The organism is Pseudopedobacter saltans DSM 12145 (assembly GCF_000190735.1).
GTDB lineage: Bacteria > Bacteroidota > Bacteroidia > Sphingobacteriales > Sphingobacteriaceae > Pseudopedobacter > Pseudopedobacter saltans.
This window is the reverse complement of record NC_015177.1, coordinates 3,479,421-3,501,301: the sequence shown is the minus strand read 5'-3', so window position 1 is coordinate 3,501,301 and position 21,881 is coordinate 3,479,421. Positions and strand designations below refer to the sequence as shown.

Here is a 21,881-nt window from a genome sequence, read left to right as displayed (position 1 = left end):
GCTATGGGACGTAAGTTATTATTAGAACATATTAATGTACCGGGAATAAACACTTTTGCTGTTTATAAGGAAAAGGGTGGATACCGCGCGGTAGAAAAGGCTTTAAAAACAATGTCTCCGGACGATGTTGTAGAAGAAGTTAAGAAATCAGGGCTAAGAGGTCGTGGTGGCGCCGGATTTCCTACGGGAATGAAATGGAGTTTTTTGGCTAAACCAGAAGGGGTGCCTCGTTATTTGGTTTGTAATGGAGACGAATCAGAACCAGGTACATTTAAAGACAGATTCTTAATGACACACATTCCTCATGCACTAATCGAAGGAATGATTGTGTCGAGTTTTGCTTTAGGAGCTAATACGAGTTACATATACGTTCGTGGCGAAATGATGCCGCAAATTCGTATTCTGGAGAAAGCTATCGCAGAAGCGAAAGAGGCAGGATATTTAGGTAAAAATATATTAGGCTCAGATTTTGATCTGGAACTTTATGTGCAACCAGGTGGGGGCGCATATATCTGTGGAGAAGAAACTGCATTACTGGAATCTTTAGAGGGAAAAAGGGGCAATCCAAGAATTAAACCCCCATTTCCTGCTATAGCCGGATTATATAATTGTCCGACAGTAGTTAACAATGTCGAATCTATAGCAGCAACCGTTCCGATAATTAATGACGGGGGCGAGGAATATGCCAAAATTGGAATAGGAAGATCCACTGGGACAAAACTGATTTCAGCATCAGGAAATATCAATAAACCTGGAGTTTATGAAATCGAGTTAGGAGTTTCTGTTGAAGATTTTATTTATTCTGATGAGTATTGCGGAGGTATAGCCAACGGTAAACGACTAAAAGCAGTGGTTGCTGGTGGATCGTCTGTGCCTATCCTTCCTGCAAATCTGATTTTGAATCTGGTAAACGGAGATAAAAGATTAATGACTTATGAGTCCCTGTCTGATGGAGGATTCGCTACAGGCACAATGTTGGGTTCTGGAGGTTTCATTGTTATGGATGAAGATCAATGTGTTGTTCGGAATACCTGGAACTTTTCGAGATTCTATAATCATGAATCTTGCGGACAATGCTCCCCTTGCAGAGAGGGAACCGGCTGGATGACTAAAATCCTTCACAAAATTGAAACTGGGAAAGGTTCTTATTCTGATATAGACTTATTAGTAGACGTCTCTAAGCAAATAGAGGGAAATACAATTTGTCCTTTAGGAGATGCTGCAGCGTGGCCGGTAGCGAGTGCCGTACGCCATTTTAGAGATGAGTTTGAATGGCATATCAATGAGCCAAGACTTTCGCAGGAAAGAAATTACGGATTAGCTCATTATGCCGATCCACTTCCGCCAATAGAAAAAGCGGAAGCTTAAAAAAGAAAACTGGATAGAACATTTTTAATCAAAGAAAATGTCTGATAAATTAAAAGTAACGATAGACGGAATTCCTGTTGAAGTAGCACCGGGAACAACTATACTAAATGCCGCAAGACAGATTGGTGGAGATATAGTGCCTCCGGCAATGTGCTATTATTCAAAACTGGAAGGAAGCGGAGGAAAATGCAGAACCTGTATTGTTAAGGTTACTAAGGGATCCGAGAAAGACCCTAGACCTATGCCGAAACTGGTTGCATCTTGCAGAACAACGGTAATGGACGGAATGGAAGTTCAGAATATTACTTCACCGGAAGTTATCGAAGCGAGAAAGGGCGTAGTAGAAATGTTGTTAATAAATCATCCTTTGGATTGTCCTATATGTGATCAGGCGGGAGAATGTCATTTACAAGATTTGAGCTATGAACATGGCGTAGCAACTACGCGCTATGAGTTTGACCGTAGAACCTTCGAAAGGCAGGACATTGGTGATAAGATTCAATTACATATGAATCGCTGTATCCTTTGTTACCGTTGTGTTTTTACTGCAGATCAAATTACCAATCAGCGTGTACACGGTATTTTAGGACGTGGCGATCATGCAGAGATTTCTACTTATATAGAAAAAGCAATAGATAACGATTTTTCGGGGAATGTAATTGACGTTTGTCCAGTTGGAGCTTTAACAGATAAAACGTTCAGATTTAAAAACAGAGTTTGGTTCACAAAGCCAGTTGAAGCACATAGAGACTGTCCAACATGTTCCGGAAAAGTTACTTTATGGTATAAAGGCGAAGAAGTTTTAAGGGTTACAGCCAGAAAGGATGAGTTTGGAGAAGTAGAGGAATTTATCTGTAATACTTGTCGTTTCGATAAAAAGCATACCAATGATTGGGTAATCGAAGGACCAAGAAACGTAAGCCATAAATCTGTGATCAGCGCTAATCATTACGAAACACTTACTCCTCTTCCGGTGATCAAGAAAAACCCTGAGTTGATGGAGGCTAATAAACAACAATTAGAAAGAGCAACTAAACTGTAATGGAGTTAAGTTTTTTCATAGAGAAATTGATTTTGGTTACGATTCTGTTCGTAATCACCCTAACTATAGCGGCCTATTCTACATGGGCAGAAAGAAAAGTAGCTGCGTGGATTCAGGATCGCATAGGCCCTAACAGAGCTGGGCCATTTGGATTGTTTCAGCCTTTGGCAGATGGAGGTAAAATGTTCTTTAAAGAGGAGATTATTCCGAGTGGAGCAAGTAAAGCACTTTTTATCGGAGGTCCCTCTTTGGCATTATTGGTCTCTTTTTTGGGAACAGCTGTTATACCGTTTGGAGAAAATATACAAATAGGTGGTAGATTAATTCCGCTACAAGTTACCGATGTAAACGTCGGCCTTCTTTATATTTTTGGAGTTGTTGCTTTAGGCGTTTATGGTATTATGATCGGAGGTTGGGCATCAAATAACAAATATTCACTTATGGGAGCTATTCGTGGAGCATCTCAGAATATCAGTTATGAAATTGCAATGGGCCTTTCAATTATCGGATTATTATTAGTTACCAATTCATTAAGTTTTAAAGAAATCGTTGCTCAGCAACACGGTTGGCAGTGGAATGTATTATATCAGCCACTGGGCTTTTTAATATTTTTGGTTTGTGCCTTTGCAGAGACAAACCGTGTCCCTTTTGACTTGCCGGAGTGTGAAACTGAATTAATTGGAGGTTATCAAACTGAATATTCAGCTTTTAAAATGGGGGCTTATATGTTTGCGGAATATATCAACATGTTTGTGTCTTCAGTTGTTATGGCAAGTTTATATTTTGGTGGATACAATTATCCTGGAATGGACGCCGTTAATGAACTTCTTGGCCCTACGTGGGGACCATTGGTTGGCGTTGCGGTGCTGTTCCTTAAAATTATAGCATTCATCTTCTTTTTTATGTGGGTGAGATGGACAATACCACGTTTCCGTTATGATCAATTGATGCATTTGGGATGGAAGATTTTGATTCCTTTAGCAATTGCCAACATTGTTATTACGGCGATTGTGATTACAGTTTACGACAAATTTTAAGAAATAGCTTTTAAAGATTTTAAACGGAGGGTTCAATGGAATCATTAAGCGGGAGAAAGAAAGTTTTAGAACAAAAACCAATGAATTTCTGGGAGAGGATGTATCTGCCGGCAATTGCACAGGGTTTGAGTATTACTTTTAAACATCTTTTCAAAAAGAAGGTGACTATTCAGTATCCATTTGAAGAAAGAGAATTTTCTAATAATTGGAGGGGAATGCACTCTTTAAAGAGAGATGAGCAAGGAAGAGAGCGTTGTACAGCATGTGGCCTTTGTGCTTTATCCTGTCCGGCAGAGGCCATAACCATGATCTCTGCGGAACGCAAAAAAGGAGAAGAAAATTTATATAGAGAAGAAAAATATGCGGCAGTTTATGAAATTAATATGTTGCGGTGTATTTTCTGCGGGTTATGCGAAGAGGCCTGCCCTAAAGAAGCAATTTATCTGGATGGGCCAATAGTTCCATCTGATTATTTGAGAAAGGATTTTATTTACGGCAAAGATAAGCTGGTAGAAAAGCCTTTATCTGAACTAATTGCTTTAAAACAAGCCGAAACCAAATAAAAAATTGAAAATAGAAAGCTTAGCTTTAATAGACCTAAAACAATGAGTTTATTTTATTTTGTTGCATTTTTGTCGATATTCTTTTCACTACTGGTAATTTTTACCAAAAATCCAGTGCATAGCGTATTGTATCTTATTGCAACATTTTTTACGTTCACAATACATTACATTTTATTGAATGCGCAATTTCTGGCAGTGGTAAATTTTATTGTATATATGGGAGCAATCATGGTTCTTTTCCTGTTTGTGTTGATGTTAATGAACTTAAATAAGGATACGGAACCTATGAAATCCAATTTACTGAAGATTGTTGGTGTTATCGCCGGTGGAGGATTGTTGGTGACACTAGTTGCTGCCATGAAAACAATGTATACCGACAGCCCGTCAGTTTTGCAGAACCCCGAAATTGGTTTGGTTAAAAATTTGGGAAAGGTACTTTTTAGCGAATTCCTTCTTCCTTTCGAGTTAAGCTCATTGTTGTTGTTATCAGCAATGGTGGGAGCAGTATTATTGGCAAAACAAGAAAAAAGAACACATAATGGATAATATTACAACAACCATTCAGTCGGTTCCTTTAAATCATTACATTTTGTTAAGCGCTATTATCTTTTGCATTGGCGTAATAGGTGTTTTGGTTAGAAGAAATGCTATCATCATTTTTATGTCTGTGGAGCTAATGTTAAACGCAGTAAATTTATTACTAACGGCATTTTCGGCGTATAAGGGTGATGCGTCAGGACAGGTATTTGTCTTTTTCATTATGGCGCTGGCAGCAGCAGAAGTTGCGGTTGGCTTGGCGATTATTGTAATGGTATATCGTAATACAAGCTCAACAGATATTAATATTTTGAACAGATTAAAGTGGTAAGTTTATTTTTATAAAGGATGATAGATTTAGTTTGGTTAATCCCTTTACTGCCTTTGGTTGGTTTTCTGATAAATGGAATCGGAAGAAACGTATTACCAAAGGCTGTTATTGCAACAATAGCAAGCCTGGCGGTTATTGCTCCTTTTGCAATAAGTTTATCGATATTTTTGAATTTCAATAGTGTAAATCCACAAATTGTTACACTGTTCGACTGGATAAAAGTTGGCTCTTTAGATATTCCTTTTGCGTTTCAGATAGATCAGTTAAGCATTTTGATGCTATTAATTATTACAGGAATTGGCTCTTTGATTCACATTTACTCTGCAGGATATATGAAACTCGATAAGGGATTTGGGAAATTTTTCTCTTACCTGAATCTCTTCATTTTCTTCATGCTGCTTTTGGTAATGGGGTCAAACTATGTCATCATGTTTATCGGGTGGGAAGGAGTAGGATTATGTTCTTACCTTTTAATTGGCTTCTGGTATACAAATGGAGCTTATGCAGACGCAGCCAAGAAAGCGTTTATCATGAACCGTATTGGTGATTTAGGCTTTTTATTGGCAGTTTTTCTAATTATTCATGCATTCGGATCGGTTTCTTTCGTAGAGATTTTTCCAAAAACCATGACTATCGAAAGCAACGGAGTTTTAATCACTTTGATAACCATGTTGTTATTTATCGCTGCAACCGGTAAATCGGCACAATTACCATTGTTTACCTGGTTACCAGACGCTATGGCTGGTCCAACACCGGTCTCTGCATTAATCCATGCCGCAACAATGGTAACCGCAGGCGTTTATATGATAGTCCGTTCTAACATTTTATTTGCGTTAGCTCCAATAACAATGGAAATTGTTGCAATAATAGGTTTGGCGACGGCATTTATAGCTGCACTTATAGCATTAACACAAACGGATATTAAGAAAGTTCTTGCCTATTCAACAGTTTCACAACTTGGATATATGTTTTTAGGATTAGGAGTGGGAGCTTTTACGGGTGCTTTTTTCCACGTAATAACCCATGCATTCTTTAAAGCTTTATTGTTTTTAGGAGCAGGTTCCGTAATCCACGCAATGAGTGAGGAGCAGGATATGAGAAAAATGGGAGGACTTAAAAAATTATTACCAGTTACATTTTTTACGATGTTAATCGGGACTATCGCGATTGCAGGGCTTCCGCCGTTTGCAGGTTTCTTCTCAAAAGACGAAATATTGGCTCATGTATATCAGCACAATAAATTAATGTGGGCAATAGGTGTTATCGGCGCATTATTCACCGCTTTTTATATGTTCAGGATGATGTTTTTAACTTTTTGGGGAAGTTTTAGAGGAACAGAAGAGCAAAAACATCACTTGCATGAATCTCCAGCCTCAATGACGTTTCCTTTAATTATTTTGGCTATTTTATCAATAGTTGGAGGTTTTATTGGTATTCCACATGCTTTGGGAGGACACCATTGGTTAAATGAGTACTTAACTCCTATTTACGCATTTTCAAAAGATTTAATTCCTGTCCTGACATTAGACCATTCAACAGAGTTTATGTTAATAGGGATTTCCGTTGTTGGTGTTATTATTTCTATTATCTATGCTTATGTAAGATATGTTTCAGGAAAACATATTCCCCTGGATGATACGGAGGAAAGGCCTGCTTTAACAAGATTATCTTACAATAAGTTTTATTTTGATGAAATATATGCTGCCATTATTCAAAAACCTTTGGATCTGCTATCGGGCTTTTTATATAAGATAATAGATAAATCCGGAATAGATGCCATTGTTAATGGACTTGGAAAGGGATCTCTTGAAGCAGGGAAAACACTGCGTTTATTACAAAGCGGAAACGTTGGCTTTTACATTTTTGCTATGGTGATAGGTGTAATAGCAGTTTTGATATATAGTTTTATTCACATTTAAGTTTAGCGAATAAGGAGAAGATGAATTTATTAAGTTTACTATTCTTTCCCATCATAGGAGCAATTGCAACCCTGTTTTCGGGGAAATATGCGAAGCAAATAGCTTTAGTCAGTTCGCTTATTACGCTTGCTACAACTTTGGGTTTACTGTGTAGTTTTAATCCGGAGGCAGGAAGACAGTTTACTGTCAATTATCCATGGATGACCAAATTTGGGATTTACTTTACTGCTGGCGTTGACGGAATCAGTATGTCTATGTTGTTGCTTACAGCAGGATTACTTCCCTTGATTATTTTGTCAACATTTAAAAGGAATATAGAAAAGCCAGTTTTTTATGCGTTAATGTTGTTTATGCAGTTCGGTTTGCTGATCGTATTTACGGCAATGGATGCGTTTTTATTTTACGCGGGATGGGAATTGGCTTTAATACCAATTTATTTTATTTGTGCATTGTGGGGCGGTGAAGATAGGATTAAAGTAAATATGAAATTTTTCATATACACAGTTGCAGGATCTTTGTTCATGCTATTAGGAATTATTTATTTATACCTTCAAACGCCAAGCAGAACATTTTCTATAGATGCATTTTATGCTTTAAATCTTCCTAAAGAAACTCAATCATGGTTATTTTGGTGTTTCTTCCTCGCTTTTGCTATTAAAATGCCCGTATTTCCTTTCCATACCTGGCAACCGGATACTTATGTTTCGGCACCAACAGCAGGAACAATGCTTTTAGCTGGCATTATGTTAAAAATGGGTGTTTACGGAGTGATAGTCTGGCTGGTACCGGTACTTACGCATGGTTTTTTATTATGGGGTAAAATTGCATTAACGCTTTCCGTAATCGGAATTATATATGGTTCTATTATCGCTTTCACTCAAAAAGACATAAAAAGATTAATCGCTTACTCCTCTATAGCACACGTTGGATTAATTTCTGCGGGTGTTTTCACGTGGAACGTACAAGGTTTACAGGGAGCCATTATACAAATGTTGAACCATGGGATAAGTGTAATAGGATTATTCTTTGTGGTGGATATTTTAATCGATAGATTGAAAACGAGAGAATTATCGGAAATGGGGGGAATTGCTAAGATTGCACCTAAGTTTGCAATAGCTTTTCTGATAATTGTGTTAGGGGCAATTGGACTTCCTATTACCAATGGCTTTATTGGCGAATTCCTGCTCTTAAACGGATTATTTAAGTTTAATTTATGGTATGCAGTATTCGGAGGTTTAACTATAATCTTCGGAGCAGTTTATATGCTTAGAACTTACAAAGCGGTCATGCAGGGCGAACTGAATAGCTTAACCAGTTCCTTCAAAGATATATCGGGATCAGAAGTTTTGGTTTTGGCTATTGTTTGTTTATTAATAATAGCTATCGGGGTTTACCCGAATGCATTATTGCATATTTCAGAAGCGTCGGTAGAAGGATTAATCACAAAAGTGAATAACAAATTAGCATTTTAATTAAGAATGAGTTCTTTAATCGTTATATCAGTATTAGCAATAGTAATTCTTTATTTGGGCTTATTTAAGGTAAAGTCCGGTTTGATGCCTGTTGCGGTTTTAGGATTGTTGCTGGCATTAGGTTTTTCTGTTGCGGAATGGAATAAAGGGGTCTCTCCTATTTTTAGTGGAATGATGCTTTTCGATAATTTTGCAGTGGCATTTTCTTCGCTTTGTATAGGGATAACCGCCCTGATTTTCTTATTGTCAAGAGGTTATTTCGAAAAGATTAGCCAACATTTAGCAGAATATTATACCATCATGTTGTTCTCCCTTGCGGGATGTATAATGATGGTTTCCTATAATAATTTGGCGATGCTTTTTGTGGGCTTAGAAATCATGTCTGTGAGCTTGTATATTTTGGCGGGAATCAAGAAGAAAGATTTCGGATCCAATGAAGCTGCGTTGAAATATTTCCTAATGGGAGCTTTTTCTACAGGATTTTTACTTTTTGGTATAGCATTGATATATGGAGCATCGGGAACTTTCAATCTTCAGGAAATTGCAAATTATGTTTCGGATCCGGAAAATATAATTGACCCTATTTTTTATGCAGGTTTAACATTGATGATTGTCGGACTTGTATTTAAAGTTGGCGCAGCACCATTTCATTTCTGGACGCCGGATGTTTACGAGGGAGCACCAACATTGATTACTGCTTTTATGTCGACAGTAGTTAAGATTGCCGGGTTTGCAGCTTTTTTAAGAATATTCCAAACGTCATTTGCTCATTTAAGCACTTTTTGGATACCTGTTTTAACCACAATAACAGTGTTGACATTATTCGTCGGAAATCTAACAGCACTATATCAAAACCATTTTAAAAGGTTGCTCGCTTATTCGAGTATTTCACATGCGGGCTATATGCTTTTTGCAATAGTGGCATTAGGACCGGCTTCTTCAAACGCTATATTTATTTACGCTCTGGCTTATGCATTAGCGTCTGTCGTTGCATTCGGAGTACTTATTTTAGTGGAAACAAAAAAGGGATCGGATGCGATCGAGAGTTTCAATGGCTTGTCTAAAACTAATCCTTTTTTGGCATTGGCGTTAACTGTTGCCATGCTTTCTTTTGCGGGAATACCTCTAACTGCCGGTTTTATAGGTAAATTTTATATGTTCAGTACAGCATTATCACAATCACATATCTGGTTAGTGGCAATAGCCGTACTTAATGCAATTGTTGCAATGTATTATTATTTTAAAGTAATAATTGCAATGTACTTTAAAGAAGCAGACGGCGTAGCGGAAGTTAAAGTTTCTACTTTTTACCGCATTGTTTTGGGTTTAGGCCTTGTTTTAACTATATTGCTGGGGATATATCCTTCTTGTTTGACAACATTATTTTAAAAAATTAGCCATATTTCATTACAATAAATATTTGTAGTTTTATGGCATTACTATGGAGGAGATTTGGCATCATATAGTTAATCTGGCCGATGCTCAGCATATTATAAGTAAGGGAGGGTTCTATCTGATCTTATTTGTGATTTTTGCAGAGACAGGACTATTTTTTGGATTCTTCCTCCCGGGAGATTACCTTCTCTTCTTAGCGGGCATGTTCGTTGCTACAGAAAAACTGGATGTAAGTATCGTAACCATGATTTTAGGGCTCGTTATCGCGGCCATAGCAGGCAATTTTGTTGGCTATTGGTTCGGGTATCGAACGGGGCCAGTCCTGTACAATCGAAAAGATTCCCTTTTTTTTAAGAAGAAATATTTGATAGCTGCTGAAGATTATTATAAAAAACAAGGTGCCTTTACATTAATTATTGGTCGATTTGTTCCCATAGTACGAACTTTTGCTCCTATATTTGCAGGAGTTGTAAAGTTGGATGTCAAAAAGTTTGCTTTCTACAATATTATAGGAGCTATCTTTTGGATAACCTCATTGACTCTTTTAGGATTCTTTCTTGGTAGAAGATTCGAGAAAGAGATTAATGAGTATCTGTTGTATATCATTATAGGTTTTATATTGATTACAACAATTCCTTTGGTTGTAACTGTTTTAAAGAAAAATATCAATAACAATAAAATAAATACTGAATAATTAAATGGCCGATAATCACCCGTGGCATTCTATCTCACCAGGAGAAGATGCACCTGAAGTTGTAACAGCAATTATTGAAATTCCAAAAGGATCAAAAGCAAAATACGAAATAGACAAAGATTCAGGATTGTTGAAATTAGACAGAGTTCTTTTTTCTTCTGTAATGTATCCTGCTAATTACGGATTTATTCCTCAAACATATTGTGACGACAAAGACCCATTAGATATTTTAGTTCTTTGCTCTGTAGACGTTTACCCGATGTCAATTATCGAAGCGAAAGTTGTAGGCGTAATGCATATGGTAGACAATGGCGAACAAGACGATAAGATTATCGCGGTAGCAGCTCATGATATGTCTGTGAATTACATTGAAGATTTGGCAGATTTGCCTCCACATACAATGAAAGAAGTAGTAAGATTCTTCCAGGATTATAAAGCTTTGGAAGGAAAAAATGTTACTATTGAACATTTGTTAGGAAAAAGATATGCTTATAAAGTTATTGAAGAAAGTGTTGAACTTTATAAGAAAACGTTTAAATAAATTATCTCTATATGGACCCCAGTATTGAAATTAGCGGATTTCAGATTTTTTTAACCCTTTTTTTAGTAATCCTTAATGGATTTTTCGTTGCAGCGGAGTTTGCAATAGTTAAGGTAAGGGGCTCACAAATAGAAATAAAAGTAAAATCAGGAAGTCGTGTTGCAAAAATAGCAAAGCACATGACTTCCCATCTAGACGGCTACCTGGCAGCCACCCAATTGGGTATTACGTTAGCCTCTCTTGGTCTTGGTTGGGTCGGAGAATCGGTAATGTCCAATATGGTATTCAAGTTCTTCTCATTCTTTAATATTCCAATTTCAGAAGCTGTAGCTACTAGTACAGGACACGTAACTGCTTTCCTTATTATCACATTTTTACATATTGTGTTTGGGGAGCTGGCGCCGAAGTCAATTGCTATTCAAAGGCCGGTAAACACCACAATGGTAATTGCATTGCCTCTCCAATTTTTCTATTTGCTTTTTAGACCATTTATTTATGTATTAAATGGTTTCGCAAATGTGATTTTAAAGCTTTTCGGAATACATCATGTTGAGGGAGGAGAATCTGGACACTCGTCTGAAGAGCTGCAGTATATCCTTGAACAAGGCAGGGAATCCGGAGCTTTAGATAATGCTGAGCATGAGTTGATTCAGAATGTTTTTGAATTCAATGAACGGGTAGTGAAAAATATCATGGTTCCCCGTACGAAAATTGTAGCCATAGAGCAAAGTGCTACACAGGAAGAATTGCTTAATCTGATTGTAGAAGAGGGGTACTCCCGTATTCCTGTTTACGCAGAAAGTATAGACCAAATAGTGGGGATCGTTCATGCTAAAGATATTTTAAGCTTATTGGCATCCAAAACTAATTTCATTCTAGAAAATATTATAAGAAAGCCATTTTTTGTTCCTGAATCAAAGAAGATAAATAATCTTTTGACAGAACTTAAACTGAAAAAAATGCAGATTGCTATTGTTTTGGATGAGTTTGGAGGAACAGCAGGGATGGTAACACTTGAGGATATAGTGGAGGAATTGGTTGGAGAGATCCAGGATGAGTACGATGAGGAAAAGCCTATTGTTGAAAAAGTTTCTTCTTCAGAATATATTGTTTCTGCATCGGCAACAGTATATGATGCAAACGAGTTTCTGCCGCACGATCTTCCAGAAGATGAAGATTATGATACCATAGCAGGTTTGGTGAGCGAAATATTTGGGAAAATACCAGACGTTGGCGAAACACAGATCTTCAATGGATATAATTTTACTATCCTTAAGAAGGTTGGACAAAATATAGAAACTGTAAAACTGGAACTAGTAATTTCCGAAGACGAAACGGTAGACAATCATTAGTAATAGTCTGGGCTGTTTTGCAAAAGTATTTACCTCCTCTGAAGCAAGAAGTGAAGCAGTTGTTATTTTGATAATATGCATGTTTTCTATACGCCTGATTTAAATTTTGAAGAGAATGTTTACGTTCTTAACGAAGAAGAGAGTAGACATTGTTCAAAAGTTTTAAGATTAAAGATTGGAGATCGTATCCATCTGGTAGATGGAATAGGTGGATTCTATCTGGGGGAAATTATTGAAGATCACCCCAAAAGAACCAAACTGACTATTGTTTCTAAAGAGAAAGATTTCAATAAAGTAGCTTTTCATCTGCATATAGCAATCGCACCAACAAAAAATATAGATCGCATAGAATGGTTTTTAGAAAAAGCTACCGAAATCGGTATTCAGGAGGTAACTCCCGTTATTTGTGAGCATTCCGAAAGGAAAGACGTTAAGACAGAGCGTTTAGAAAAAATCATGGTGTCTGCCATGAAGCAATCTCTCAAAGCATATTTACCTAAATTGAATAAACCCCAAACATTTAAAAGTTTAATAAGCAGTGTTGGCAGTGATGTCCATAAATATATCGCTCATTGTATTCCAACAGAAAAAAGGGAAATAGCAGATTCTTTTAAAAGAGAAGAAAAATATCTTATTTTAATTGGTCCCGAAGGAGATTTTTCCGAAAAGGAAGTTCAAATAGCTTTGGAAAATGGATTTGTTCCGATAACTTTAGGGAAGAGCAGGTTGAGAACAGAGACTGCCGCTTTACAAGCATGCTTCGAGATAAACTATTTAAACAGATAATTTTGCTAAGCTCGCTGATATTAATGTCAGCGGTAGCCAATAAGGCTTCCTTCAAAATTGCCAAACTTAAATATAATGGCGGAGGGGACTGGTATGCCAATCGTACGGCGCTGCCAAATCTAATCCAGTATTTTAATAATAATTTAGGAGGCAATATAGAGCCTCAGGAAGCTGTTGTTGAAGTTGGCAGTTCAGAAATATTCAACTATCCATTTGTTTACCTTACAGGGCATGGGAATGTGCAATTTTCCGATCCTGAGGCGAAAAACTTAAGGAGCTATTTAATAGCAGGAGGCTTTCTGCATATAGACGATAATTACGGTTTGGATAAATTCATTCGGCCACAGATGAAAAAGGTCTTTCCTGAACTCGAATTTCAGGAATTACCTGTATCTCATCCTATCTATAATCAAAAGTTTAAGTTTCCAAATGGCTTGCCCAAAATTCACGAACATGATAATAAGCGGCCACAAGGATTTGGATTAATTTATAAAGGACGTTTAATCTGCTTTTATTCGTACGAATCCGACTTGGGAAATGGGTGGGAAGACTTGGGGACCTATAAGGAAGATACTCAGGAAACTCGCGAAAAGGCACTTAAAATGGGTGCCAATATGTTGTCTTATGCTTTTGGTTCGAGGTAGCTTGCTTTGTGATAACAGATCTAGATTATTTTGTAAGTTAAGCCAGATAACACTACTTCAAACTTGCAACTTTTGTAATCCCTCCTTTTACCACATCACCAAGGTTTACGTTGATCTTGGCATCTAAAGGAAGAAATAAATCTACTCTCGATCCAAATTTGATAAAACCAAATTCTTTGCTCTGTTCCACTTTATCTCCTTCTTTTACATACCATACAATTCTTCGAGCCAAAGCACCGGCTATTTGCCTGAATAAAATAGGGGTGCCATTTTCATTTTCGACAACAATGGTTGTTCTTTCATTGTCTGTAGAAGATTTGGGATCCCAGGCAACCAGATATTTACCAGGATGGTATTTAAAATATTTGACAATTCCGCTTATTGGATTTCTATTAACATGTACATTTATTGGTGACATAAATACCGAAACCTGTATTCTTCTATCCTTTAAAAATTCCGTTTCTTCCGTTTCTTCTATTACAACAATTTTTCCATCTGCAGGGCAGATCACATCGCCGTTACTTACTGTCCAATTCCTTTTTGGGTGTCTGAAAAATTGTAAAACGGTAATAAAAAGGAATACAGAAATAAGATACCATAACCAAATAAACCAGGTTACTTGTGGGATATAATAACTGATTAGCGCATTTGTAATAAAAATAAACAAGATAATCAGCGCAATTGAGGTGTAACCTTCTTTATGTATTGTCATGTTTTTAATTTTAATCCAAGATATTAATAAGTAATCAAATGTAAGTAAGCATAAACAAGCGGTGCGCTTATTAATAAACCATCAAATCGGTCCAGCACCCCGCCATGGCCAGGTAACATATTTCCCGAGTCTTTTACATTAATACTTCTTTTAAACATTGATTCGACCAAATCTCCCATGGTACCAAAGCAGGAAATTATCAAAGCCATCACAATCCAGTTAATGACGTTATACTCCGCGTAGAAATGGCTTATAGCGTAAGCAATAACAATGGAAGTAAATACTCCTCCTAAAAATCCTTCCCAGGATTTCTTAGGGGAATGACGTTCGAAAAGTTTAGTTTTTCCAAATTTCACTCCAAATAAATAAGCTCCTGTATCACTTCCCCATAAAAGTAGAAAGAAGCCTAAAGCGAGATGCCAGTTATATTCTCCGGAAATAAAAGCGATGGAGAAGTAACAGATAAAAGGAAGTATGGTGTATATTATTCCTAAAAAAGTATAGGCAATAGCAGTGAATGGAAACTCGCTTTTTTTATAGAGTTGGAGAATGAAAACCAGACAGGTTAAAAGGATTATAAAGCCAAAGCTTAATCGATCAAAACCGTAGATACAGTGATAAGCATAATAGCAGAGAGTTAATCCGCCAGTAAAACCTCCGACAGCAATATTCGGTTTAAATCCTGCCTTATCGACCAATTTATAAAATTCCATTAAGCATAGAAAACCCAGGACAACATAAAAAAAAGAAAAGACATAAGGTCCGCTTAGCAACGAGGCCAGCATTACTATAATAAAAAAGAAACCTGTAATTGCTCTGGTCTTCATTAAAGTTCGTTTTGAATGATAATTTCTACCGCTTTATCAAAATTATCAGGATGGACATAGACCTCAACATTCCCGAATTTATAAGAGGAGTCTTGCTTGTTCATTAATACAGCATCTATTTCGTAATCTACCAGAACCTGTCTTACAATTTCTGATTTGATGAACTGTTGAGAGGTGTAAATCTTTACCCAAGTGTTACTCATACACGGTTTTTGCTTCGTTGATAAAAGTTGTAAAGCAAAACTAAGGTAAATAATGCACTAAAAATATATCCGTAAGCTGGAAAGTTGTCGGTTTTTTCAATTTCCTCTACACTTTTTCCGTCTAATTGATATAAATAAGCAATAATCACAGCGGATCCGTTATTGATAAAATGCCCAATGATTGGATACCAAAGACTTTTACCCCAAAACAAAAGATATCCAAATAGAGCGCCTAAAAACATTCTTGGAATAAACCCATAAAATTGTACGTGTATCGCGCTGAAAATTATTGCTGCAAGCCAGATAGCAATATGTGGATTGGAAAACCATTTGATAAAAATTGTTTGAACAGCTCCTCTGAAAAGTAATTCTTCACCAATAGCAGGTATGATAGCAATCATTAACAGGTTTATCACCAAATCCTTATAGTCTTTCATTATCAAAAGCTGTTTGGTCAACATCATGGCTTCATCCTCTTTCTGTCGCATCCAATACTCAAGAGCCTTTAAAGATTCCGGAAAAGACATTTTACTGTTTAAATTGCCCAGATATTCAATCAGTGGAAGGGAAGCAAAAAGAATTGCAATACTCAGAAGGATTAAAATTAGTTCTGTTTGTTTCGTGAACTGAAAGTATGTAGCAAACTTATATTTTCTGAATTTCGAAAAAGATAGCGGTCCAACGATAAAAATCCCAAGCGAGCTAAATATTTGTATACATCTCAAGAAATTGACATTTTGGTAAAGCCCTTCTCCGGAAAGAGATGTTAAAGAAAGATGACTGCCAAAAAAGATAAGATAAGTTATGCTCCCAAAAAATGAAAATACAATACCACCCAAAAAACAGAAAAATGTAAGGATTAGAAGTTCATACAATGGATGTTTGTCTTGATAATGAAGACTATCGTTCATATTTCGTAATTTTGCACTCAATATAATCAAAAGGATTAAGATGTCTGTAAAAATCGGGACTATAGATTTAGGTGAGTTTCCCTTATTGTTGGCTCCTATGGAAGATGTAAGCGACCCTCCATTCAGGTATGTTTGTAAACAAAACGGAGTAGATCTGATGTATACAGAGTTTATCTCTTCCGAAGGATTAATCAGAGATGCAGCAAAAAGCCGTCAGAAACTGGATGTCTTTGAATATGAAAGACCCATTGGTATCCAGATCTTTGGAAGCGATATCGATCATATGTTCGAAGCAACGGAAATAGCAACACAAGCCAATCCTGATTTAATAGATATCAATTACGGCTGCCCTGTTAAAAATGTAGCTTGCAGAGGAGCCGGGTCGGCTTTATTGCAAGATATTGATAAAATGGTGGCGATGACAGCGGCTGTTGTTAAGGCAACTCATTTACCCGTTACAGTAAAAACCAGGTTAGGTTGGGATGATAATACCAAGAATATCTACGAAGTAGCGGAAAGGCTACAGGATGTGGGAATCCAGGCATTATCAATACATGGGCGCACCAGAGCACAAATGTATAAAGGAGAAGCCGATTGGACTTTGATAAAAGAAGTAAAAAAGAACCCACGTATTAAAATCCCTATTTTTGGAAATGGCGATGTGGATTCTGCTATTAAAGCGGCTAATTGGAGGTTGGAATACGAGATAGATGGCATTATGATAGGGAGAGCGGCAATTGGTTATCCCTGGATATTTAGAGAAGTTAAACATTTCTTTAAAACAGGACAACATTTAGAAGGCCCAACTATTGACGAGCGAGTAGACGTATGTTTGACTCATTTAAGGAAGTCAGTAGAATGGAAAGGGCCTAAAACCGGAATATTTGAAATGCGGAGACATTATGCTAACTATTTTAAAGGAGTTCCCAATTTTAAGGAGTATAGAATGAAACTGGTTTCTTTGGATAGTATCGAAACTATCGAGGATGTATTAAACGATATTCGAAACAAATTTGATACAGTTCTGGTTTAGTTTTTGATTTTTAGATATTTATACTAATTTTCACTTGCATTAAATATCAAAAAATATGGTGGCACAAATTACAGAGGGAGTGAAAGTTTCTGTTGAAACCATCTATCAGCCGGAATATTCGAATCCGTCTAATGAACATTTTATGTTCGCATACAGAATCCAGATAGAAAATCTAGGGCCTTATTCTATTCAGTTGATGAGAAGACATTGGCATATTTTTGATTCGAACGGAAGTAGAAGAGAGGTGGAAGGTGAAGGTGTAGTTGGTCAACAACCAATTATTGCTCCGGGAGAAGTACATGAATATATTTCGGGATGTAACCTTCAAACAGATATGGGAACGATGGAAGGTGCTTATGAAATGAAACGTCTGGTTAATGAAGAATACATCAGGGTAAACATTCCAAAATTTGATCTGATAGCTCCTTTCAAATTGAACTGAGCTTATTGTTAGCCAAGAAACTGGGAACTGAAATTTAACTTGTGGCCTTGCGTAAATTACAAAGGCCCAGGTTTATACTAATGTTTATTCACTATAAAAGCCAATGAATACGTTCGCGTTAAATGCTTGATGTGTATTTTTACTTTGAACTTTTCACTTTAGACTTAATATACTACCAACCCAAAGCAGCCCTCAACTTTGGATAGCCCGTTCGGCTTACGGGAATTTTATGCCCGGTTTTAAGCAGAACAATATGACCATCTTTCTCATAAGGTTCAATTTTTTGTATTTCGCTAACTCTTACGATGTAAGACCGGTGCACTCGCACAAAATCTCTTTGATCTAAAGACTTTTCGAAAAAGGCCATCGTTTTGTTCTTTAAAAAAAACTCAGTTTGAGTGTAGATATTTACATAATCATCCGAGGCTTCTATAAAAAGAATATCAAAGAAAGGGATGATCTTAATCTGATTCCCAATTTTTACAACAACTCTTTCTGTTTGTGTAGCAGGAGAAGATTCTTCCATAAGCTCTTTTATTTTTTGATGATTGGTATAACCATCAACAAATTTATCGACAGCTTTATTAAAACGCTCCTGGCTAAAGGGCTTAAGCAAATAATCTACCGCATTCGCTTCGAAAGCTTTAATCGCATACTCCTCAAAAGCAGTGGTAAAAACAACTTCCGGTTTATTTTCGCATAGTTCCAACATCTCAAAACCAGTTATTTTAGGCATTTGTATATCAAGAAAAATAAGTTGAGGCTGGTGCTCTTTAATTGCTTTTAACGCGTCAAAACCATTTTCACATTCCATAACGATTTCAATATTCGGATATGCTTTAAGATACTCCCGAATGATGTTTCTTGCTAAATATTCGTCATCTATGATAATCGCTTTCGTCATGCTATAGAGGTATAAATATACGCGTTATAAATATATTGTTATCAGTATCTGTTTTTAGTAGATTGTTTCTGTTGTACAATAGAGAAAGCCTTCTCTTAACGTTTTCTAATCCAAAACCCAATCCTTTTTTGGGAGGACAATTTTCCGGATCAAAAGGGTTTCTGGTCTCAATTACCAAAAGGTCGTTTTCCAGAACACAACGAACAGAAATTTCTATTTCACCTAAAGTATTGTATAAGCCAAACTTAATAGCATTTTCAACGATAGGTTGTAAAATCATATTAGGAACATAGAGTTCTTCCACCTCGCAGGGACAGTTTATACTTGTATTCAACCGGGATCCAAAGCGTACTTTTTCTATATCTAAATACAGCTGCAGATGTTGTATTTCCTGCGAAAGAGAAGTCAGCTGATCGTCTTTTTTAATAGTACCCCTCAAAAAGTCAGATAACTGCTGAATCATTTTTCTTGCTTGTTCAGGTTGTGAAAAAGTAAGCGAACTGATAGAATTTAGGCTATTAAATAAAAAATGAGGTTGAAGTTTCTCTCTCAGAGAAGCAAGCTCGGCTTCTTTATTCAACTTTTCCGATTCCCTTCTGCGTTCCTCCAGCCTTTCTTCTTCCTGTTTATTATACCAGAAAGCGCATATTAAAGATACCCAGCCAATTAAAAGGAATGAAAATGCCAGCTTTATAAAAAAAGAGGAAGCCAGATATTGCCGGTACGCATCCCCGTCTCCAATGTTTAGCAACGGAGAAATAAAATAGATAAAAATGTTGCTAATTACAGCTAATGTAAAGCTCCAGCCGATAATCACATAAAACTTACCGCCTTCTGGTAGATAATAATTAAGAGAGCGAGAAATTAGCCAGCAATCTCCGGAAATAATGCAGTAGAATATCAATGCGTCAATAACGCTTATTTCAAGGCTAAAGCCTAACATCCTTACAGTAAAAATATGCAGAGAAACACACATTACCCATAAAAGAGTAAATGATGGTTTGAATCCGATATTTTTAAACTGCGAAAGACTCATTATATTCTTAAAAAGCTTTTTCCAAGGAAGTTGAGTAAGAATCTTTTAAATAAGCAGCCTTCTTGCTTGTTTCCTCCAGAAATAGCTCCTTAGGGGTGTCTTTGATCGAAGAATAAATTTCAGCACCGTGTTTAACTTCCCCGATATACTTAACTTCGGTAACCGCAATAAAATTCCAGTTTAATGTGGCTCCCGAATCTGTAACAACTTTCTCCTGATTGATATACCCCAGTTGGTTTGCTATTTCATAAGCAAGTTCCTTGCTGATAGCGTTTATAATTCTTAACTGTTCATCAAACTGAACAGTATCATTTTCTGTATTGCTAATTTGATAAACTAATTTTGCTGAGTACCATTCCATAGATAAATGTTTAGTAGTTTTTTATGTCAATTCCTCCAAAAATTGAAACACCTTTTATAATTATTTTCTTGTTAGTATTGGGCTCAGAAGCATAAAAGTCTCTTTTGTCTTGTATGCCTCCAAAAATAGCTGCCATTTCAGTTACAACCTGCCAGTTCTGTGGGATAATCAGTTTGGTCCCTCCGAAAACCTGTATTGCTTCGATAATAACGACATCTTGTATATCTGCCTGGCTTAAGTTTATTTGTGCACCACCCATAATGGTGATAACCTCGCCGCCTTTAAAATCCTGAGAGTAAACGGTCTTTTTGACTTCGCCGAAAATAGCAATACTTTCTATTGTATCATCGTTTACACGTTCCCCTGTGCTAGTTTTCGAACGATATTTTTTTTTAAACCTATCTCTCCTTCTCAAACATTTTTCCGTGTTTTTGCTTTTGCCAAACATTACAAAAAGGCCAAGCGAGATAAGAATCACAGGTAAAATATAATTACTAATGTCTAAAGTAGGATCTATTTTTCCTGCGAGAAAAATTCCTCCAATCGCCATAAACGGAACCCACGATAAATTAGATAATCCGCTTTTTATAATCTTCCCGAAACCCAAAACAATAAGCAACATTGGCCAGCTGATCAGCCAATCGGGATATTCGTAACCGAATTTTTTGGATAAGAGTAATGTTCCAACTGCTGCCAGCATAAAACCAAAGAAAATTTTACCGCTGCTTCTATATGGTTTGTGATAATTAATATCGTTTTCTTGATTCTCCATAATCTTGATATTGATAATACGAAGGTAGATTAATCTTTTTAGGATGATTATTTCTTTTTGGGAGAAATCATGAAATAATCGGTGAATGACAGGAAAATGTCGGTAAATAACAAAGCCTGAAAAGAGACTTCCTTTCAGGCTTTGTTATCTATTTAAGAATATATTATCCCTTAATAAACTTCGCGTTGAAGTATTCTCTGTTCATGCGGGCGATATTTGTTACTTTGATACCTTTTGGACATTCGGCCTCACAAGCATAAGTATTTGTACATCCGCCAAATCCTTCTTCGTCCATTTGGTTCACCATTGCAATAGCTCTTTCATAACGCTCAGTTTGTCCTTGTGGTAACAAAGCGTACTGAGAAACTTTTGCAGAAACAAATAACATGGCAGAAGCATTTTTACATGCAGCAACACAAGCTCCGCAACCAATACATTCTGCCGAGCTGAAAGCCTCGTCTGCAATTCTCTTGGGAATTGGAATAGTGTTAGCATCGGGAACACCACCAGTGTTTACAGAAACATAACCACCAGCTTGTTGAATTCTTTCAAAAGATCCTCTATCTACAGTTAAGTCTTTTAAAACAGGGAATGCAGCAGCTCTCCAAGGTTCAATAACGATAGTATCACCATCTTTAAAGCTTCTCATGTGAAGCTGGCAAGTAGTAATTCCTTGTTTTGGTCCGTGAGGAGATCCGTTTATCATCAAAGAACACATCCCACAAATACCTTCACGACAATCGTGATCGAATTGGATAGGATCTTCTTTCTTTTTTACAAGATCTTCGTTAACGACGTCTAACATTTCTAAGAAAGACATATCGTCTGCTATATTGTTAGCTGGGTAAGTAACGAATTTACCCGGAGTCTGACTATTTTTTTGGCGCCAAACTTTTAGCGTCAGATTCATATGTGCACTCATATCTTTATATGACTAGAGACATTAGATTTGAAATATGAGAATTGAACTCCTATAAGCTCTCAATTCTCATATCTAAA

25 protein-coding genes are annotated in these 21,881 nt (G+C 36.7%); 16 read left to right on the top strand and 9 right to left on the bottom strand.

Annotated elements, in window-relative coordinates; genetic code table 11:
• Positions 1-3: 3 nt before the first annotated feature.
• The 14 genes from nuoF (at position 4) to PEDSA_RS14800 (ending at position 13,681) form a co-directional block, all read left to right on the top strand.
• Complete coding sequence (nuoF, locus tag PEDSA_RS14865; protein ID WP_013633979.1) at positions 4-1,368, top strand: NADH-quinone oxidoreductase subunit NuoF; 1,365 nt, start codon at positions 4-6, stop codon at positions 1,366-1,368.
• 37 nt (positions 1,369-1,405) lie between these two features.
• Positions 1,406-2,410: a 2Fe-2S iron-sulfur cluster-binding protein gene (locus PEDSA_RS14860; RefSeq protein WP_013633978.1), complete on the top strand. Its 1,005-nt coding sequence runs from the start codon at positions 1,406-1,408 to the stop codon at positions 2,408-2,410.
• A complete protein-coding gene (gene nuoH, locus PEDSA_RS14855) occupies positions 2,410-3,447 on the top strand; it encodes an NADH-quinone oxidoreductase subunit NuoH (protein ID WP_013633977.1) in 1,038 nt (345 codons plus the stop codon). Before PEDSA_RS14860 ends, nuoH begins: the two co-directional genes overlap by 1 nt.
• Positions 3,448-3,482: 35 nt before the next feature.
• Complete coding sequence (locus tag PEDSA_RS14850) at positions 3,483-4,010, top strand: NuoI/complex I 23 kDa subunit family protein (RefSeq protein ID WP_013633976.1); 528 nt, start codon at positions 3,483-3,485, stop codon at positions 4,008-4,010.
• Positions 4,011-4,052: 42 nt separating this feature from the next.
• The gene (locus PEDSA_RS14845; RefSeq protein ID WP_013633975.1) at positions 4,053-4,556 is read left to right on the top strand and encodes an NADH-quinone oxidoreductase subunit J family protein; all 504 of its coding nucleotides are present in this window, start codon (positions 4,053-4,055) and stop codon (positions 4,554-4,556) included.
• Positions 4,549-4,878, top strand: coding sequence for an NADH-quinone oxidoreductase subunit NuoK (gene nuoK / locus PEDSA_RS14840; RefSeq protein WP_013633974.1), 330 nt, complete (start codon positions 4,549-4,551; stop codon positions 4,876-4,878). Before PEDSA_RS14845 ends, nuoK begins: the two co-directional genes overlap by 8 nt.
• 17 nt (positions 4,879-4,895) lie before the next feature.
• Positions 4,896-6,797, top strand: coding sequence for an NADH-quinone oxidoreductase subunit L (gene nuoL / locus PEDSA_RS14835; RefSeq protein WP_013633973.1), 1,902 nt, complete (start codon positions 4,896-4,898; stop codon positions 6,795-6,797).
• 20 nt (positions 6,798-6,817) lie between these two features.
• A complete protein-coding gene (locus PEDSA_RS14830) occupies positions 6,818-8,269 on the top strand; it encodes a complex I subunit 4 family protein (protein WP_013633972.1) in 1,452 nt (483 codons plus the stop codon).
• 6 nt (positions 8,270-8,275) lie between these two features.
• Entirely contained in the window at positions 8,276-9,658 is a 1,383-nt protein-coding gene (locus PEDSA_RS14825) for an NADH-quinone oxidoreductase subunit N (protein WP_013633971.1), read from the top strand.
• Positions 9,659-9,710: 52 nt separating this feature from the next.
• On the top strand, positions 9,711-10,358 hold the full coding sequence (locus PEDSA_RS14820) for a DedA family protein (RefSeq protein WP_013633970.1): 648 nt from the start codon (positions 9,711-9,713) through the stop codon (positions 10,356-10,358).
• A 4-nt stretch (positions 10,359-10,362) separates the two neighbouring features.
• Entirely contained in the window at positions 10,363-10,899 is a 537-nt protein-coding gene (locus PEDSA_RS14815) for an inorganic diphosphatase (RefSeq protein ID WP_013633969.1), read from the top strand.
• A gap of 11 nt (positions 10,900-10,910) precedes the next feature.
• Positions 10,911-12,251: a hemolysin family protein gene (locus PEDSA_RS14810; protein ID WP_013633968.1), complete on the top strand. Its 1,341-nt coding sequence runs from the start codon at positions 10,911-10,913 to the stop codon at positions 12,249-12,251.
• Between the two features lie 75 nt (positions 12,252-12,326).
• Positions 12,327-13,037, top strand: coding sequence for a 16S rRNA (uracil(1498)-N(3))-methyltransferase (locus PEDSA_RS14805; RefSeq protein WP_013633967.1), 711 nt, complete (start codon positions 12,327-12,329; stop codon positions 13,035-13,037).
• 23 nt (positions 13,038-13,060) lie between these two features.
• Complete coding sequence (locus tag PEDSA_RS14800) at positions 13,061-13,681, top strand: DUF4159 domain-containing protein (RefSeq protein ID WP_013633966.1); 621 nt, start codon at positions 13,061-13,063, stop codon at positions 13,679-13,681.
• 52 nt (positions 13,682-13,733) lie between these two features.
• Here PEDSA_RS14800 and PEDSA_RS14795 read toward each other — a convergent pair whose 3' ends face one another.
• Genes PEDSA_RS14795 through PEDSA_RS14780 form a run of 4 tightly spaced genes read right to left on the bottom strand, consistent with a single transcriptional unit; the run spans position 13,734 to position 16,334 of the window.
• Complete coding sequence (locus PEDSA_RS14795; RefSeq protein ID WP_013633965.1) at positions 13,734-14,393, bottom strand: phosphatidylserine decarboxylase family protein; 660 nt, start codon at positions 14,391-14,393, stop codon at positions 13,734-13,736.
• Between the two features lie 23 nt (positions 14,394-14,416).
• Complete coding sequence (locus PEDSA_RS14790; RefSeq protein WP_013633964.1) at positions 14,417-15,220, bottom strand: phosphatidate cytidylyltransferase; 804 nt, start codon at positions 15,218-15,220, stop codon at positions 14,417-14,419.
• Positions 15,220-15,423 carry a putative signal transducing protein gene (locus PEDSA_RS14785; protein WP_013633963.1) on the bottom strand — a complete coding sequence of 68 codons (204 nt, stop codon included), beginning with the start codon at positions 15,421-15,423 and terminating at the stop codon, positions 15,220-15,222. The genes PEDSA_RS14790 and PEDSA_RS14785 overlap by 1 nt, the downstream gene beginning before the upstream one ends.
• On the bottom strand, positions 15,420-16,334 hold the full coding sequence (locus PEDSA_RS14780; protein ID WP_013633962.1) for a CPBP family intramembrane glutamic endopeptidase: 915 nt from the start codon (positions 16,332-16,334) through the stop codon (positions 15,420-15,422). The genes PEDSA_RS14785 and PEDSA_RS14780 overlap by 4 nt, the downstream gene beginning before the upstream one ends.
• Positions 16,335-16,374: 40 nt before the next feature.
• Here PEDSA_RS14780 and dusB point away from each other — a divergent pair, with 40 nt between their 5' ends.
• On the top strand, positions 16,375-17,367 hold the full coding sequence (gene dusB, locus PEDSA_RS14775; RefSeq protein WP_013633961.1) for a tRNA dihydrouridine synthase DusB: 993 nt from the start codon (positions 16,375-16,377) through the stop codon (positions 17,365-17,367).
• A gap of 55 nt (positions 17,368-17,422) precedes the next feature.
• The gene (gene apaG, locus PEDSA_RS14770; RefSeq protein ID WP_013633960.1) at positions 17,423-17,809 is read left to right on the top strand and encodes a Co2+/Mg2+ efflux protein ApaG; all 387 of its coding nucleotides are present in this window, start codon (positions 17,423-17,425) and stop codon (positions 17,807-17,809) included.
• A gap of 172 nt (positions 17,810-17,981) precedes the next feature.
• Here apaG and PEDSA_RS14765 read toward each other — a convergent pair whose 3' ends face one another.
• The 5 genes from PEDSA_RS14765 to PEDSA_RS14745 form a co-directional block, all read right to left on the bottom strand.
• Entirely contained in the window at positions 17,982-18,713 is a 732-nt protein-coding gene (locus PEDSA_RS14765; protein WP_013633959.1) for a LytR/AlgR family response regulator transcription factor, read from the bottom strand.
• Between the two features lies 1 nt (position 18,714).
• Positions 18,715-19,749: a sensor histidine kinase gene (locus PEDSA_RS14760; RefSeq protein ID WP_013633958.1), complete on the bottom strand. Its 1,035-nt coding sequence runs from the start codon at positions 19,747-19,749 to the stop codon at positions 18,715-18,717.
• A 7-nt stretch (positions 19,750-19,756) separates the two neighbouring features.
• A complete protein-coding gene (locus tag PEDSA_RS14755; RefSeq protein WP_013633957.1) occupies positions 19,757-20,110 on the bottom strand; it encodes a DUF4288 domain-containing protein in 354 nt (117 codons plus the stop codon).
• Between the two features lie 10 nt (positions 20,111-20,120).
• Complete coding sequence (locus PEDSA_RS14750; RefSeq protein ID WP_013633956.1) at positions 20,121-20,882, bottom strand: LiaF transmembrane domain-containing protein; 762 nt, start codon at positions 20,880-20,882, stop codon at positions 20,121-20,123.
• A 163-nt stretch (positions 20,883-21,045) separates the two neighbouring features.
• Positions 21,046-21,804 (bottom strand): succinate dehydrogenase/fumarate reductase iron-sulfur subunit, encoded by a 759-nt coding sequence (locus PEDSA_RS14745; RefSeq protein WP_013633955.1) that lies wholly within the window; start codon positions 21,802-21,804, stop codon positions 21,046-21,048.
• Positions 21,805-21,881 lie beyond the last annotated feature (77 nt).